The organism is Nocardiopsis sp. Huas11, assembly GCF_003634495.1.
GTDB lineage: Bacteria > Actinomycetota > Actinomycetes > Streptosporangiales > Streptosporangiaceae > Nocardiopsis.
The window spans coordinates 3408569-3423751 of record NZ_RBKY01000001.1 but is presented as its reverse complement, the minus strand read 5'-3'; the positions used below and the strand labels follow the sequence as shown (position 1 = coordinate 3423751).

The 15183-nt window shown below is 71.6% G+C and carries 16 protein-coding genes and 1 tRNA gene; 12 read left to right on the top strand and 5 right to left on the bottom strand.

The genetic code is table 11. The features are described from left to right. Positions 1 to 5: 5 nt before the first annotated feature. The 4 genes from DFP74_RS15610 to DFP74_RS15595 all read right to left on the bottom strand — a co-directional run bounded on the left by DFP74_RS15610 (position 6) and on the right by DFP74_RS15595 (position 1592). Positions 6 to 254, bottom strand: coding sequence for a hypothetical protein (locus tag DFP74_RS15610; protein ID WP_121182361.1), 249 nt, complete (start codon positions 252 to 254; stop codon positions 6 to 8). A 12-nt stretch (positions 255 to 266) separates the two neighbouring features. Beyond that, positions 267 to 521, bottom strand: a complete 255-nt coding sequence (locus tag DFP74_RS15605) for a hypothetical protein (RefSeq protein WP_121182360.1) — start codon at positions 519 to 521, stop codon at positions 267 to 269. A 56-nt stretch (positions 522 to 577) separates the two neighbouring features. Next, a complete protein-coding gene (locus tag DFP74_RS15600) occupies positions 578 to 823 on the bottom strand; it encodes a hypothetical protein (protein WP_053618555.1) in 246 nt (81 codons plus the stop codon). Positions 824 to 1510: 687 nt separating this feature from the next. Next, a tRNA-Tyr gene (locus tag DFP74_RS15595) sits at positions 1511 to 1592 on the bottom strand. Positions 1593 to 1826: 234 nt separating this feature from the next. Between DFP74_RS15595 and DFP74_RS15590 the strand changes: the two genes are divergently transcribed. Next, complete coding sequence (locus DFP74_RS15590) at positions 1827 to 2324, top strand: YajQ family cyclic di-GMP-binding protein (protein WP_121182359.1); 498 nt, start codon at positions 1827 to 1829, stop codon at positions 2322 to 2324. 102 nt (positions 2325 to 2426) lie between these two features. On the opposite strand, the gene DFP74_RS15585 is transcribed toward DFP74_RS15590, so the two are convergent. Then, positions 2427 to 3290, bottom strand: a complete 864-nt coding sequence (locus DFP74_RS15585) for a M48 family metalloprotease (RefSeq protein WP_121182358.1) — start codon at positions 3288 to 3290, stop codon at positions 2427 to 2429. Positions 3291 to 3834: 544 nt separating this feature from the next. Here DFP74_RS15585 and DFP74_RS15580 point away from each other — a divergent pair. The 11 genes from DFP74_RS15580 to DFP74_RS15530 all read left to right on the top strand — a co-directional run bounded on the left by DFP74_RS15580 (position 3835) and on the right by DFP74_RS15530 (position 15040). After that, on the top strand, positions 3835 to 5688 hold the full coding sequence (locus DFP74_RS15580; RefSeq protein ID WP_121182357.1) for a 2-oxoacid:acceptor oxidoreductase subunit alpha: 1854 nt from the start codon (positions 3835 to 3837) through the stop codon (positions 5686 to 5688). 58 nt (positions 5689 to 5746) lie between these two features. Beyond that, positions 5747 to 6733 (top strand): 2-oxoacid:ferredoxin oxidoreductase subunit beta, encoded by a 987-nt coding sequence (locus DFP74_RS15575; RefSeq protein ID WP_233571341.1) that lies wholly within the window; start codon positions 5747 to 5749, stop codon positions 6731 to 6733. 126 nt (positions 6734 to 6859) lie between these two features. Next, complete coding sequence (locus DFP74_RS15570; RefSeq protein WP_121188288.1) at positions 6860 to 7522, top strand: SDR family oxidoreductase; 663 nt, start codon at positions 6860 to 6862, stop codon at positions 7520 to 7522. A gap of 162 nt (positions 7523 to 7684) precedes the next feature. Then, positions 7685 to 8239 (top strand): hypothetical protein, encoded by a 555-nt coding sequence (locus DFP74_RS15565; protein ID WP_121182355.1) that lies wholly within the window; start codon positions 7685 to 7687, stop codon positions 8237 to 8239. A 302-nt stretch (positions 8240 to 8541) separates the two neighbouring features. Next, positions 8542 to 8751 (top strand): hypothetical protein, encoded by a 210-nt coding sequence (locus tag DFP74_RS15560; RefSeq protein ID WP_121182354.1) that lies wholly within the window; start codon positions 8542 to 8544, stop codon positions 8749 to 8751. Positions 8752 to 8826: 75 nt separating this feature from the next. Beyond that, the gene (locus DFP74_RS15555) at positions 8827 to 9039 is read left to right on the top strand and encodes a hypothetical protein (RefSeq protein ID WP_121182353.1); all 213 of its coding nucleotides are present in this window, start codon (positions 8827 to 8829) and stop codon (positions 9037 to 9039) included. Between the two features lie 19 nt (positions 9040 to 9058). Beyond that, positions 9059 to 9256, top strand: a complete 198-nt coding sequence (locus DFP74_RS15550; protein ID WP_121182352.1) for a hypothetical protein — start codon at positions 9059 to 9061, stop codon at positions 9254 to 9256. Positions 9257 to 9318: 62 nt separating this feature from the next. Then, complete coding sequence (gene sigJ / locus DFP74_RS15545; RefSeq protein ID WP_121188287.1) at positions 9319 to 10224, top strand: RNA polymerase sigma factor SigJ; 906 nt, start codon at positions 9319 to 9321, stop codon at positions 10222 to 10224. Between the two features lie 4 nt (positions 10225 to 10228). Beyond that, on the top strand, positions 10229 to 11374 hold the full coding sequence (locus tag DFP74_RS15540) for an FAD-dependent oxidoreductase (protein ID WP_121182351.1): 1146 nt from the start codon (positions 10229 to 10231) through the stop codon (positions 11372 to 11374). A 255-nt stretch (positions 11375 to 11629) separates the two neighbouring features. Then, positions 11630 to 13762: a SpoIIE family protein phosphatase gene (locus DFP74_RS15535; RefSeq protein ID WP_121182350.1), complete on the top strand. Its 2133-nt coding sequence runs from the start codon at positions 11630 to 11632 to the stop codon at positions 13760 to 13762. Positions 13763 to 13936: 174 nt separating this feature from the next. Then, positions 13937 to 15040 carry a LacI family DNA-binding transcriptional regulator gene (locus tag DFP74_RS15530; protein ID WP_121182349.1) on the top strand — a complete coding sequence of 368 codons (1104 nt, stop codon included), beginning with the start codon at positions 13937 to 13939 and terminating at the stop codon, positions 15038 to 15040. Positions 15041 to 15183 lie beyond the last annotated feature (143 nt).

Genomic DNA, 15183 nt, shown 5'->3' with positions numbered 1-15183 from the left:
CCCTCCTAGTCGATGTTGGTGCTGATGGGCCCGTTGACGCAGTCGCCCGTGGTCTGCGGCGACAGGATCGGGATGTTGACACCCGCGATGAGACCGACGGCCACGCTGGTGTTGCACAGCTGGACGGGCACTCCCTGCAGGTTCTGGTTGTACTGCTGGTCGCCGCCGTGCGAGGCGGAGGCCGGAGCAGCGGCGAGCATCGCGCCCAGGGCGATCCCGGCGATGGCGCCGGCGGTGGTGAGCTTGCGCAGCATGGCTGGGATCTCCTAGTCGATGTTGGTGCTGATGGGGCCGTTGACGCAGTCGCCGGTGGTCTGCGGCGACAGGACCGGGACGTTGACGGCGACCAGGCCGACGGCTGCACTGGTGTTGCACAGCTGAACGGGAATGCCCTGCAGGTTCTGGTTGTACTGCTGGTCGCCACCGTGCGAGCCACCGGCGGCGGAGGCCGGGGCGCCCGTGAGGGCGACACTGAGAGCAGCACCAGCGATGAGGCCGGCAACACCGAGCTTACGCAGCATTGAATTACCCTTCGAAGAAATTGAGATATTGTCTCGGTCGAACTTGTTGCCGGAACCTAGCTGATGTTGGTGCCGACGGGGCCGTTGATGCAGTCGCCCGTGGTCTGCGGCGACAGGATCGGCACGGTGACCGCAACGAGACCGACGCTGCCGGTCAGGTTGCAGGACTGGATGGGAACGACCTGCAGGTTCTGGTTGAACTGCTGGTCACCACCGTGCGAGGCCTGGGCGGGAGCTCCCATGAGGAGCGCGCCCATCGCGGCACCGGCGACCAGGCCAGCAGCGGCCATCTTCTTGATCATGTTTCCCCCGGAAAGCATTCGCGGCGTTGACAGAAAAAGACGCAGGCGCTTCTTGCACCTGTGTCGCGGTGGACTGGTGCAATCATGTGCCGCCCCCCGTTTTTTGTCAACGCCGAAACTCCGACAGACGGATTGTCCAATTTGTCGCAAGAATTCTTTTTGCCGCACCGGAGAATATGTTTTTGGCGACCTTTTTGCGCGTCTCTCGCAAGTCGCTCAAGAGCGCATGGGGTACCGACCGGGGGGCGAAGCGGTCAGACCGTCCGCGATCGTCACCGATCACCCTATGCATGGGTGACGCTACCGTGTGCAATCGGGCGGAATCGCCACGCGCGCACGCGCCGAACGCCTCGGCTCCGCCCTCGATCGGCGCCCAGGCGACCGATCCGGCGTGATCTCCCCGTGTTCCGAACGCATCCGTTCCGCGACCATCCGAATCCCCGCACCCGCTCGGGACGACCGGGACCGGGCTCTCAGCCGGGCCCGCCGGGGCCTCCAGCGCCTTCCTGGATCCGCCCTGGGCCGCCCAGGGCGGGTGGGACCGGGGTGGGGGCCGGGGGGACCGGGTGGGGCCTCACCGGGGGCCGGGCGGCCCACCAGGGCTTCGCCGGCGCCTCACCGGACCCGTACACACGAAAGACCCCGGTGGTCAGCGTGTCCGCTGATCACCGGGGTCTCTTCCCAGCGTGGCAGGTGAAGGATTCGAACCTTCGAAGGCTAAGCCGACGGATTTACAGTCCGCTCCCATTGGCCACTCGGGCAACCTGCCTGGGCTGCGGCGACGTGCTCGTCGCGACGCATGACTGAGAATAGCGGATGATCCGCCCGAACCTGAAATCGTTTGACCGGGCGCGCCCCCACCAGGGGCTTCGGGCGCTCTGAGCAGCGCACGGCTAAGCTCGGAGACCAGCCCGGGCCGGGGGTCCGGCACGGGCCGAGCACCCCTCGGGCGCCCGTGTCGGCGCCCGTGATCCATGAGACACCTAGCGGGATGTGAGCGTACGTGGCCGCCGAATCCAGTTTCGACGTCGTGTCCAAACTCGATCGACAGGAGGTCGACAACGCCCTGAACCAGGCGGGCAAGGAGCTGGCCCAGCGGTTCGACTTCAAGGGCACCGGGACCACCATCGCCTGGCAGGGCGAGGACGGCATCGAGATCAAGAGCTCCTCCGAGGAGCGGGCCGCCGCGGCTCTGGACGTCTTCAAGGAGAAGCTGATCAAGCGCAAGATCTCCCTGAAGGTCCTGGACGCCGCCGACGAGCCCAAGCCCTCCGGCAAGGAGTACCGCCTGCCCGTCGGCCTCAAGGAGGGCATCACCTCCGAGGACGCCAAGAAGATCTCCAAGCTCGTCCGCGACGAGGGCCCCAAGGGCGTCAAGGCCCAGATCCAGGGCGACGAGCTGCGAGTGAGCTCCAAGAAGAAGGACGATCTCCAGGCCGTCATGAACCTCATCAAGGAGAAGGACTTCGACCTGGCGCTGCAGTTCGTCAACTACCGGTAGCCCCACACCGGCCCCTGAACGACGGCGGCGGCCGCCCCTCTCCCCGAGAGGGACGGCCGCCGCCGTCGTGTCCGCGGGCCCGTCCAGGGCCTGCCCCGGCCGCTACCGGCCCATGTCCCACTTGTGCCGCAGCTCGCGCAGCCGGCGGATGCGTTCGGCCACCGGCGGGTGCGCGGCGAACAGGCAGCCCACACCGTCGGGGAACGGGTTGGTCGTCATCAGGTGCGCCGAGGCCAGCAGTGACCGCTGCATCGGCAGCGGGTAGGCGCGCGCGCCCTCCTCCAGCTTGCGCAGCGCGGAGGCCAGCGCCAGCGGGTCCCCCGTGAGCTCCGCCGCGCGCTCGTCGGCCCTGAACTCCCGTCGGCGCCCCACCCCGCAGTGGACCACCGCCGCCGCGAACGGCGCCAGCAGCAGCATCATGAGACCGCCCAGCAGGTTGGGGATGTCGGTCTCCTCCGACTCCCCCAGCGGCAGCAGGAACGTGATCGCGCTCAACGCCGTGATGAGCGCGGTCAGCGTCGCCGCCACCGAGCTGATCAGGGTGTCGTGGGAGCGGATGTGCGCGAGTTCGTGCGCGAGCACCCCGCGCAGTTCCTCGCGGTCCAGCGTCCGCAGCAGCCCCGTCGTGCAGCACAGGGAGGCGCGGCGCGGGCTGACGCCCGTGGCGAAGGCGTTCGGTGAGCGCACCGGTGACAGGTACAGGCGCGGCATCGGCTGGCGGGCGGCCGTGGCCAGTTCCCGCACGAGGCCGTACAGCTCCGGCTGCTCGATCTCGCTGATCAGCCGCGAGCGCATGGCGCGCAGGGCCAGCGACTCCCCGAACAGGTAGACGAGGATCCCGGCGCATCCCACCAGGGCGAGCGCGATCTGGGCGCCCTTGTTCTGGCCGCAGACCCAGCCGACCGCGACGACGAAGACCGCTGCGCCGACGAACAGGCCGACCGCGCGGGCCGCACTGACGTGCACGCCGTCACCTCCAGGTCTCGTCGCGGATGCGTACATGGTGACAAACGTGCGGATCCGGTCCGTGCGTTCCCCAACGGGCCTGCTGTCCGTCACAGCCCGCCCCCGTACCAACGGCCCCGGCCACCTCGGGCGAGTGTGACAATGGCCACCCGACCGGCGCGGCCCGGGTGCGGACGACCTATAGTGCGGACGTGGCCCTTATCACTACGCGCACCAGGCTGGCGGGACCCTCCCTCTCCCAGGTGGGCGGTTGGCCGTGTCGTTGAAGCGAGGCCCCCGGCCCGCCAGGGCGAGGACTCCTCATCGACCCGGCCGCACGCGGCGGAGCCGCGTCGCGCGACACCGGGTTGGCGCACCCGGCGAGCGCACGGGCTCGTCCGGCGGGCGCACCGCGCAAGAGGGCGCGCCCTCGCCGAACGGGTCCGAGGGGCCACAACCGCTGTCCTGACGTTCCGACCGGACCCCCGACGGGATCCCCGGGACGGACACCCGAGCGCCGCCGCCCGACACGACCGGCGGCTCACCAAGGAGGTCGTCGATCTCAGTGGCCAAACAGATCGAGCAGCTCGACCGCGTCATCATTCGCTTCGCCGGGGACTCCGGCGACGGCATGCAGTTGACCGGTGATCGCTTCACGCAGGAGACGGCGTCGTTCGGCAACGACCTGTCGACCCTGCCGAACTTCCCCGCGGAGATCCGCGCCCCCGCCGGGACCCTGCCCGGGGTCTCCAGCTTCCAGGTCCACTTCGCCGACCACGACATCATGACGCCGGGCGACGCCCCGGACGTGCTCGTGGCGATGAACCCCGCCGCTCTGAAGGCCAACGTCGGCGACCTGCCGCGGGGCGCGACGGTCATCGTCAACACCGACGAGTTCACCCGGCGCGCCCTGGCCAAGGTCGGGTACGCGGCCGACCCACTCACGGACGGGTCACTGGAGGGCTTCCACGTCAGCGCCGTCCCGCTCACCTCCATGACCGTGGAGGCGCTGGCGGGCACGGACCTGTCCAAGAAGGACGCCCAGCGCGCCAAGAACATGTTCGCCCTGGGCCTGCTGTCGTGGATGTACAACCGGCCCACGGAGGGAACGACCTCGTTCCTCAAGCAGAAGTTCGCCGGCAAGCCCGACATCCTCGCCGCCAACCTCACCGCGTTCCAGGCCGGGTGGAACTTCGGCGAGACCACCGAGGACTTCGCGGTCTCCTACGAGATCAAGCCCGCCCGGCTGCCCGCGGGGACCTACCGCAACATCACCGGGAACCTGGCCACCGCCTACGGGCTGATCGCGGGGTCCCAGCGGTCCGGGCTGCCGCTCTTCCTGGGCTCGTACCCGATCACCCCCGCCTCGGACATCCTGCACGAGCTGTCCCGCCACAAGCGGTTCGGCGTGCGCACGTTCCAGGCCGAGGACGAGATCGCGGGCGTGGGGGCGGCCCTGGGCGCGGCGTTCGGCGGCTCCCTCGGCGTGACCACCACGTCCGGTCCCGGCATGGTCCTCAAACAGGAGACCGTCGGCCTGGCGGTGATGACCGAGCTGCCGCTGGTGATCATCGACGTGCAGCGCGCCGGGCCCAGTACCGGCATGCCGACCAAGACCGAGCAGACCGACCTGCTGCTGGCGCTCTACGGGCGCAACGGCGAGTCCCCGCTGCCCGTGCTGGCGCCGTCCTCACCCGCCGACTGCTTCGACATCGCGTTGGAGGCCACCCGGCTCGCGGTCACCTACCGCACGCCCGTGGTGGTGCTCTCCGACGGCTACCTCGCCAACGGGTCGGAGCCCTGGCGGCTGCCGGAGGTCGCCGACCTGCCGGTGATCGAGCCGGGCTTCGCGTCGGAGCCCAACGGGCCCGACGGTGCCTTCCTGCCCTACGCCCGCGACGAGCGGACCCTGGCCCGGCCGTGGGCGGTGCCGGGTACGGCGGGGCTGGAGCACCGGATCGGCGGGATCGAGAAGCACGCCGAGACCGGCGACATCTCCTACACGCCCGCCAACCACGACCTCATGGTGCGCACGCGCCAGGCCAAGATCGACGCGATCGCCCGGGACCTGCCGCCGCTGGAGGTCGACGACCCCACGGGCGACGCCCGGGTCCTGGTCCTGGGCTGGGGCGGCACCTACGGGTCGATCACCGCGGGGGTGCGCCGGGTGCGGCGCGCCGGCGGCCGGATCGCCCAGGCCCACCTGCGGCACCTCAACCCCTTCCCGGCCGACCTCGGCGACGTACTGCGCCGCTATGAGCGGGTGGTCGTGCCGGAGATCAACCTGGGCCAGCTGGCCCTGCTGCTGCGCGGCAGGTACCTGGTCGACGTCATCGGTTACAACAAGGTCCGCGGCCTGCCGTTCAAGGCCGAGGAACTGGCGGACGTGCTGCAGGAGGTCATCGACCGTGACGAGTGACAACGGCACCGGCTTCGCCGGGCTCGGCCTCGTGCCCAAGGCCGACACCGCGTACAAGATGAAGGACTTCAAGTCCGACCAGGAGGTGCGCTGGTGCCCCGGGTGCGGTGACTACGCCATCCTGGCCGCCTTCCAGTCGTTCCTGCCGGAACTGGGCGTGCCGCGCGAGAACATCGTGATGGTGTCCGGGATCGGGTGCTCCTCCCGGTTCCCGTACTACCTGAGCACCTACGGGATCCACTCGATCCACGGGCGCGCTCCGGCGATCGCGACGGGGCTGGCGGCCAGCCGCCCGGACCTGTCGGTGTGGGTGGTGACCGGCGACGGGGACGGGCTGTCCATCGGCGGCAACCACCTCATCCACGCGCTGCGGCGCAACGTGAACATCAACATCCTGCTGTTCAACAACCGCATCTACGGCCTCACCAAGGGTCAGTACTCGCCCACCTCCGAGGCCGGCAAGATCACCAAGTCCTCGCCGGTGGGGTCGCTGGACCACCCCTTCAACCCGGTGTCGCTGGCGCTGGGCGCGGAGGCCGGGTTCGTGGCGCGCACGGTGGACTCCGACCGCAAGCACCTGACGTCGGTGCTGCGCGCGGCGGCCGACCACCCGGGCGCGTCGTTCGTGGAGATCTACCAGAACTGCCCGATCTTCAACGACGACGCCTTCGAGCCGCTGAAGGACCCGTCGGCGCGTGACGCCCGGCTGCTGCGCATGGAGCACGGCGAGCCGCTGCGGCTCGGGCCGGACCGCGGCGTGGTGTCCGGGGAGTTCGGCGGCCTGTCGGTCGTGGACGTGGACTCGGTGGGCGAGGACCGGCTCATCCGGCACGACGCGCACCGGGAGGACCCGGGGTACGCGTTCGCGCTGTCCCGTCTGGACTACCCGGCGTTCGAGCACGTGCCGATCGGAGTGTTCCGCGACGTGCGGCGCCCCGTCTACGACGACCTGATGAACGAGCAGATCGCCGACGCGCGCGCCGAGCGGGGCGACGGCGAGCTGGCGGCCCTGCTCGCCAGCGGCGACACCTGGACCGTCGAGTAGGGCGGTCCGGAACCGAGCGGAGGCGGGGCGCCGTGGCCGGGCCGAAGGCCCGAGGCGAGCACGGCGCCCCGCGCCGTGTCCCGTCCCCGGGGCGCCCGCGGGGGCTACCGGGGCTACCCTTCCCCCATGCGTATCGTCATCGCCGGGGGACACGGGAAGATCGCGCTGCGACTGGCCAGGAAGCTGGCCGACCGCGGGGATCAGCCCGTCGCCCTCATCCGTAATCCCGACCACACCCAGGACGTCGTCGACGCCGGCGCGGAGCCGGTCCTCATCGACCTGGAGCAGGCCACGGTCACCGAGCTGACCGAGAAGATCATGAACGCCGACGCCGTCGTGTTCGCCGCGGGCGCCGGCCCGGGCAGCGGCGCGGACCGCAAGAAGACCGTGGACCACAAGGCGTCGGTGCTGACCGCCGACGCGGCCTCACTGGCGGGGGTCCGGCGCCTGGTCCAGGTCTCCGCGATCAACGTGGACCGGCCCGTGCCCGAGGGCACCGACGAGGTCTGGGCCGCCTACGTGGAGGCCAAGCGCCTGGCCGACGCCGACCTGCGCGAACGCTCGCTGGAGCTGGACTGGACGATCCTGCGGCCGGGCCGGCTGACCGACGAGCCCGGCACCGGACGAGTGCAGCTGGGCGAGGACGTCGAGCGGGACGCCGTGACACGGGAGGACGTGGCGTCCGTCATCGTCGCCCTTCTGGACGAACCAGGAACCGTCGGGCGGGTTCTCAACCTGGTGAACGGAGACGATCCGGTCGCCGAAGCGGTCCGCGCCGCCGCCTCCTGAGGCGCCTCCTGGCCGATTGAGGCCTTCTGTGGCCAGATGCGCGCATAGGAGGCATGATGGGGGCGGAGCCCGGCGGAGTCCCGCCACGGTGGACGCGGATGACCGGGTATCAACCCGACGGGTACGGCAAGCTCCAGTCAGAGCAGATGGGTACGGTTATTCATGAGCGTCACACAGGTCGTGAGGGACAGCACGGTCGTCGAGCACGCCAAGGTCGCGGCTCAGCAGAAGCGCCGGATGTTCATCATCCAGCTCGAGGTCAACGCCTACGACGAGACCTCCAGCAAGCTGCGCCCCGGGCTGACGCGCATCCTCGAGGGCATCGAGGAGGCCGGCTGGCGCCTGGACCTCATCACCCCGGGTGAGGCCGGCGACTCCAAGCCCGCGCGCCTGTTCATCTTCCGCCCCGACACCTCGGGCAAGGAGGAGGCGGCCAAGGCCGAGGCCCAGCAGCAGCCCGCTCCGACCCAGGACCCGTCCGGGCAGCAGCAGCCCTACCCGCAGCACCCGACCGGCGCTCAGCAGCAGGACCCGTACGGCGGCTACGGCCAGCAGCCGCAGCCCGGATACGGGCACCAGCCCGGCTACGACCAGCAGCAGTACCCGGGGTACGACCAGCAGCAGTACCCCGGATACGGGCAGCAGCAGCCGGGGTACGGCCAGCAGCCCGGATACGGGCAGCAGTACCCGGGATACGGGCAGCAGCAGGGCTGGTAGCCCGCCGCTTTCGAGAGGGGCCCGCACGGCACACGCCGTGCGGGCCCTTTTTGTCGTACCCAGGCCCTGGGAGTCGGATTCCGATACGTTCGTGAAGTTTCGGCCTTCGCCACTCTTTCGGTTCAGTAACGCGACGGCGACGTGAGCCGCCGCCATGTCCCCCATGTCCGCTATGGCGCAAGGAATGGACAACGCACCGCAGGATCGCCTGGTGAAAGTACTCCTCGCAGCGCTCTGACTACGCTAAGTTATTTCCGGCGGCGTCAGTCGCCCCGTTCCGTACCTTCCGAAAGGTGGACCACATGTCCCGCATTGCCAAGGCTTCCGGTTTCGTCCTGGCCACCGGTCTCGCGTTCGCGGCCCTCACCGGCACCGCCGCGGCCGACAACTACGCCAAGGTCCAGAACATCACCGTTCCGATCTGCGTGGACGTCCTGCAGGCGGCCGGCATCTCCGCCGACGGCTGCAACGTCGTCTCCAGCACCAAGACCTCCGGTATCTCCGTCAAGTAGGCGCGTCCCGACACGCTGCGGGACCCCCGGCCCTGACAGATCCACGCTGTACACAACGAACCGAAAAGGAACACCATGAAGCGCATCGCCACCATCTCCGGTCTCTTCCTCGCCACCGGCCTCGCCGTTGGTGCCCTGGCCGGCCCGGCCGCGGCCGACAACAACGCCCACATCCAGAACATCACGGTCCCCATCTGCGCGGACGTGCTGCAGTTCTCCTTCGTCAGCATGGACGGCTGCAACGTCGTGTCCAAGACGACGACCTCGGGCATCTCCGTCAACGACTAGTCGGACGGATCCCACCCCGGTGGACGCGGGGCGCGGCAGCGGCCGCGCCCCGTTCGCGTGTGCGGGGACCAGCGACGGTGAGTACAGGGAGGTCACCCGGGTCTACGGCGAGGACGTCTTCGCGACGGAGCTCCCCTTCCCCGCGCGGATCGTGCCGCACCGGCTCGTGGCGCAGGGCCCCTGGAGGAAGCGCGTCGGCGGCGCGGCCGACGCATAGGGCCCGTCTCCGGTGAGGGAGGGGGTGTCACGCCGGGCCGGGTGTGGTACGTCTTCTCTGTCATGACGACCGATGTCTTCGTAGAGCACCGCTCCGCCCTCACCGGCGTCGCCTACCGCGTCCTCGGCACCGCTTCCGATGCCGAGGACGTCGTGCAGGAGGCCTGGCTGCGCTGGTCCAGGGTCGACCACGCGACCGTCGACGACCCCCGCGCCTACCTCGTCACGGTGGTGTCCCGGATCGCCGTCGACCGGCTGCGCTCCGCCCGCGCACGGCGCGAGTCCTATGTCGGCGAGTGGCTCCCCGAACCCGTGAGCGCCCTCCCCGACGGCTCCGAGCGGGCCGAGATCGCCGACTCCGTCGAGTTCGCGCTCCTGGTGGTCCTGGAGACGCTCAGCCCGCTGGAGCGCGCGGTGTTCGTGCTCCGCGAGGCCTTCCAGTTCCCCTACGCGGAGATCGCCGAGATCATCGGCCGCGAGGAGGCCGCCACGCGTCAACTGGCCCGTCGGGCCCGTGACCACGTCGAGGAGCGCCGCCCCCGGTTCGAGGCCGACCCGGCCACCCGGCGCCGGATCACCGAACGCTTCCTCGCCGCCTGTCTGGAGGGCGACCTGGACGGGATCACGGGGCTCCTCGCCGAGGACGCGACCCTGGTCGGCGACGGCGGCGGACGGGCCAAGGCCCCGCTGCGCACCCTGCACGGCTGGTCCAAGGTCGGACGGTTCCTCGCCGCGGTCACCCAGCCGGCCAACAGCCGGCGCTTCCTCGACTCGATCGGGGTCGACTCGATGGCGGACCTGTGGAGCGGAATCGTCGAGATCAACGGCGGCCCCGCCGCGGTCATCGCGTCCGGCGACCTGGTGCTGACGGTGATCATCCTGGACATCGCCGACGACCGGGTCCGGAACGTCTACATGATCGTCAATCCCGAGAAGATGTCACGCGTGCGCCTGCCCCTCTCGTCCTAGGGGTATGGAACTCACCGTTGTGGGCGGTGGCCTCGCGGGACTGACCGCGGCCATCGCCGGCGCCGAGAAGGGCGCACACGTCACACTGTTCGAAGCCCACACGACCCTGGGCGGGCGGGCACGGTCCACCCCCGGGCCCTACGTCGTCAACGAGGGACCGCACGTGCTGTACAGCGACAGCGCTCCCTTCGCCTGGCTGGCGGAGCGCGGTCTGTTCCCCCGGCTGCGCCGCGTATCGCCGCGGGCCCTGGCGGGTACGCGGGTCCGGCACCGCGGCCGGGTGGGCGCCCCGCCGCTCGGGCTCCTGGCGGCCGCGGCCCGCCGGGGTCTGCGCGCCCCGCACGACGTGGACTTCGCCACGTGGGCCGCCGGCCGGTTCGGCCCGGAGACGGCCGGCGCCGCCGCGAACATGATGGGCGTGGCCGTGTTCGACCACGACCCGGGGCGGCTGTCGGCCGCGTTCGTCTGGGACCGGTTCCGGCGCGTGACCTCGCCCCGCTGGCCCTCGCCCCGGTACCCGGTCGGCGGCTGGTCGGCCCTGGTGGAGCACATGGCCGCGCGCGCCCGCGAGAGGGGAGTGCGGATCGAGACGGGCACCCGGGTGGACACCCTGCCGAACACCCCCGTGGTCGTGGCGACCTCCCTGGCCTCGGCCCGCGCCCTGCTGGGCGACGACTCGCTGACCTGGGAGGGCGGCCACTCGCTCCTGGTCGACGTGGGGCTGCGCCGGGGGCGGGACCCGTTCCTGGTGCTGGACGCCGACCAGTGCGGGTTCCTGGAGCGCCAGTCCCTGGTGGACCCGACGCTGGCCCCGGCCGGCGAGTCGGTGGTCCAGGCGCACATGCCGGTGCGGCCGGGAGAGTCGCGGGCGGCGGTCACCGAGCGGCTGGAGGACCTGCTGGACGACTCCCTGCCGGACTGGCGCGACCGGTTGACCTGGCGCCGCGACCAGGTGGCCCGGGACCGCACGGGCGCGATCGACCTGCCGGGCCGCACGTGGCGGGACCGCCCCGCGGTCGACCGGGGCGACGGGGTGTACCTGGCCGGGGACGGCGTGGCCGCGCCGGGCCTGTTGTCGGAGGTGTCGGTCACCAGCGCGGTGGCCGCCGCCCACGCGGCCGTGGGCAGCGCCCGGGCGGTCATGCGCTGACCGGCCGACGGGCGGTCGTTCGCTGACCGGCCGACGGGCGGTCCCGCCGTCGCCGTCGCGAGAGCGCGGACGGCGGCGGCGGGGCCCGTTCGCGTCGGACCCGGACCTCGCACGAGCAGCCCTGGCTCGTGTGGGGGCCGGCGCCGGCTGGGAGGGACTTGGTGAGTCCGTAGCGCGGAGTTGACCGGCACAAGCACAGGTCCGCGCGTATCGTCGGACGGAGAGTCGGCGGGAGCGACCGGGGCGGGGGTGTCCATGAAGGTCTCGACCAACAAGCGTGCCCAGGGACTGGACCACCTCGCCGACACGCTCCGCACCGCCTTCCACGAGATCGGCGCGCACGGGGGCGGGCTGTTCCTGTACGAACCCGACGACTCGGCGCTCGTCCTGAGCGTCCTCGTCGGGGTGCCCCGGGACCTCCTCCTCCCCTGGGCCAGGACGGCCCCCACCGCCAAGGCCCCGATCACAGACGCGATCCGCGAGCAGCAGGTGGTGTGGCAGCCCAACGGCGAGACCATGGTCCGCGACTACCCCCGGGTGGCCATCACCCTGCCCTACGACTTCTCCGTGGCCTGTGTCCCCCTGACCTCGGGCCAGGAGGAGTACGGCGCCTTCTTCGCCCTCGGGGTGGCCGACGGCCCCGCCGAACTCTCGGCGCGGGCGCGCGCGATCCTGGCCGCCACGGCGGACACGATCGTGGCCCACCTGCGGGAGGCCCGGGACCAGGGACGCCCCGTCCTTCCGCCGGTCCGGCCGCGTGTGGTGGACCCCGTCCCCGACGAGCACGAGGACGAGGACGGCGCGATCGCGCGCATGGTCCGGCCGATCCGCGAGGGCCTGTGCGCCCTGGACGTCGACGGCCGGATCACGACCGTGACCGACGCCGCCGTCGACCTGCTCGGAAAGCCGCGCGAGCGACTGCTGGGGTCCCGTCCGTGGACCGTGCTCCCCTGGCTGCGCGACCCCGTCTTCGAGGACCGCTACCGCGCGGCGATCATGAGCCACCGCCCCGTGCAGTTCACCGCGCTGTGCCCGCCCGACCGATGGCTGTCGTTCCACCTCTATCCCAATGACGTCGGCATCAGCGTGGTGATCACCCGCACCGACGTGGATCGCAGGGGCAAGGCCGGACGCGGCCGCCGCACGCCCACGCGCGCGGGCGAGCTGTACCACATCCTGCACCTGGCCTCGGCACTGACCGAGGCCGTCACGGTGGACGACGTGGTCGACCTGGTCGCGCGGGAGATCCTTCCCGCGGTGGGCGCGAGCGGTCTCGCCCTCTTCCGCAACGACCGCCGAGCGCAGCGGATCCGGCTGCTGGGCGAGCGCGGATTCGACCAGGCCGTGCTCGCGCGCGTGGACGACGCCCCGCTCGACACCCGGGCGCCCATCACCCACGCGGCGGTCTCCGGTGTTCCGGGGTTCTTCCGTTCCCGTGTGGAGCTCGAACTGGTCTACCCCGACCTCGCCCACCGGCCCGCCGGTCCGCAGGGGTGGGCGATCCTGCCGCTGATCACCTCGGGCCGCCCCATCGGCGCCTGCGTGCTGACCTTCCCGCAACCGCACGTGTTCACCGTGCAAAGGCGCGCCGTGCTCAACTCCCTGGGCGGTCTGATCGCCCAGGCACTGGAGCGCGCGCGGCTGTACGACTTCAAGATGCACCTGGCCCAGGGCCTGCAGTCCGGGCTGCTCCCCCGCTCCATGCCGGACCTGCCGGGCCTGCACAGCGCCTACCGCTACCTGCCGGGCACCGAGGGCATGGACATCGGCGGGGACTTCTACGACCAGATCCCGCTCAGCCCCACGGTCTCGACGGCGATCATCGGCGACGTCCAGGGGCACAGCGTCTCGGCCGCCGCGCTGATGGGCCAGCTCCGCACCGCGGCCCTGGCGTACACGACGGTCTTCGACGGGGATCCCGGCCAGGTCCTCGCGCACACGAACCGGCTCCTGTGCCTGATGGAGTCGGAGCTGTTCGCCAGCTGCGTCCACCTGCGCCTGGACATGTCGACCGGCCGGGTCCGCATGGCCCGGGCCGGGCACCCCGAGCCGCTGCTCAGCTCCCCGGGCGGCGGACGGGTGATGGACGTGCCCGACGGACTGCTGCTCGGCATCGACCCCGAGGCCGAGTACCCGGTCCTGGAGTTCGACCTGCCGCCGCGCTCGATCCTGGCGCTGTACACCGACGGGCTCATCGAGACGCCGGGAGCGGACCTCGACGAGGCCAAGCGGGGCGTCCTGAACTGCCTGGACGCGGTCCGGGGGCTGCCGCTGGACGAGGTGGCCGAGGAGCTGGTCGGGCGGGTGCGCGCCGAGCCCCGCGAGGACGACATCGCGCTGCTGCTCCTGGAGCCGGTGCCCCTGGAGGACGGGCCGGCGCGGGAGTAGTCGGTGCCGCGCGGCACGACGGGTCCCGAGCACGAACCCCTGGCCGTCCTGGTCCGCCGCGAGCTGCTCGCCGCCCTCGACGCACTCGCCTGAGGGGGCGGGTCTGTACGGCCGCCGGTCCTCGGGCTTAACGTCGGGTGAACCGTTCGAGGCCACACGCACAGAAGGTCCGACATGCTGCCACGCGAGCGCCACGAGTACCTGCTCCGCCGACTCGAACTGCACGAGAGCGTGCGGGCCAGGGACATCGCGGAGGAACTCGACGTGTCGCAGGTGACGATCCGCCGTGACATCGCCGCGCTCGAACGCGAAGGGCTCCTCGCCCGGGTGCACGGCGGGGCCTTCGCCATCCGGGCCGCCGACCGCCGCCCCTCGGCCGCCCGCATGCTGGTGGGCGTGGTCGTGCCCTCGGCGACGACCTACTTCCCCGAGGTCGTGCGCGGGATGGAGTCGGTGGCCGCGGCCCTGCGCGTGCGGCTCGCGCTGGGGGTGTCCGACTACCAGCCTGAGCTGGAACGGGCCCGCGTGGAGCGGCTGCTGGAGCTCGGCGCGCAGGGCCTGGTGATCGCGCCGACGACGCACCGGCGCGACCCGGACGAGACCACGGAGTGGATGGAGTCCGTGCCGGTCCCGGTCGTGGTGATGGAACGGCACCTCGACGACTCGACCGTGGTGCGCGAGCTGGACAGTGCGCGCACGGACCACATCCACGGGGCGCTCCTCGCCGTCGACCACCTCCTGGGGCTCGGGCACAGGCGGATCGCGCTCGCCGTCTTCGACGGGACGCCCACCGCCAGGTGGCTGCGGGCGGGCTATCGGGAGGCGGTGGCCCGCTACGGGCTGGACGAGGCCCCGGTCGTCCCCCTCCCCAAGGGCGAGACCGACGCGCGGGTGCTGTCGGAGGCCCTCGACGGCCTGGTCGACGCGTGCCTGGCCTCGGGGACCCGGGCGGTGGTGGCGCACACTGACCACCACGCCGCGAGCCTCACCGAACACGCCCGCTGCCGGGGCCTGCGGGTGCCGGAGGACCTGGCCGTCGTGGCCTACGACGACGAGCTCGCCGAACACGCGGCCGTGCCGCTGACCGCGGTGACCGCTCCGCGCCGCGAGCTCGGCCGTGAGGCGCTGCGGCTACTGGTGGGCCGGACCGGACGGGAGGGCCGGTCGGGTCCGCCCCGGCACGTGCTGCTGCTCCCCCGGCTGACCGTGCGCGCGTCGAGCGCGGTGCCCGCCCGGCCGGAGCCGGGCGCGCGCAGGGACGCCGCGCACACGGGCTGACCGGGGCGGGCGTGCCACGGGCGTCCGACGGTCGTCCCGCGGGCGCGCGTGACGGGTGGCGCGGACGGCGGTCCTCGTGATGAACTCTGATCGGTTTTGTCCGTTCATGGTGACCGAGGCTCCGGAGGAGGGATCGTGTGCCC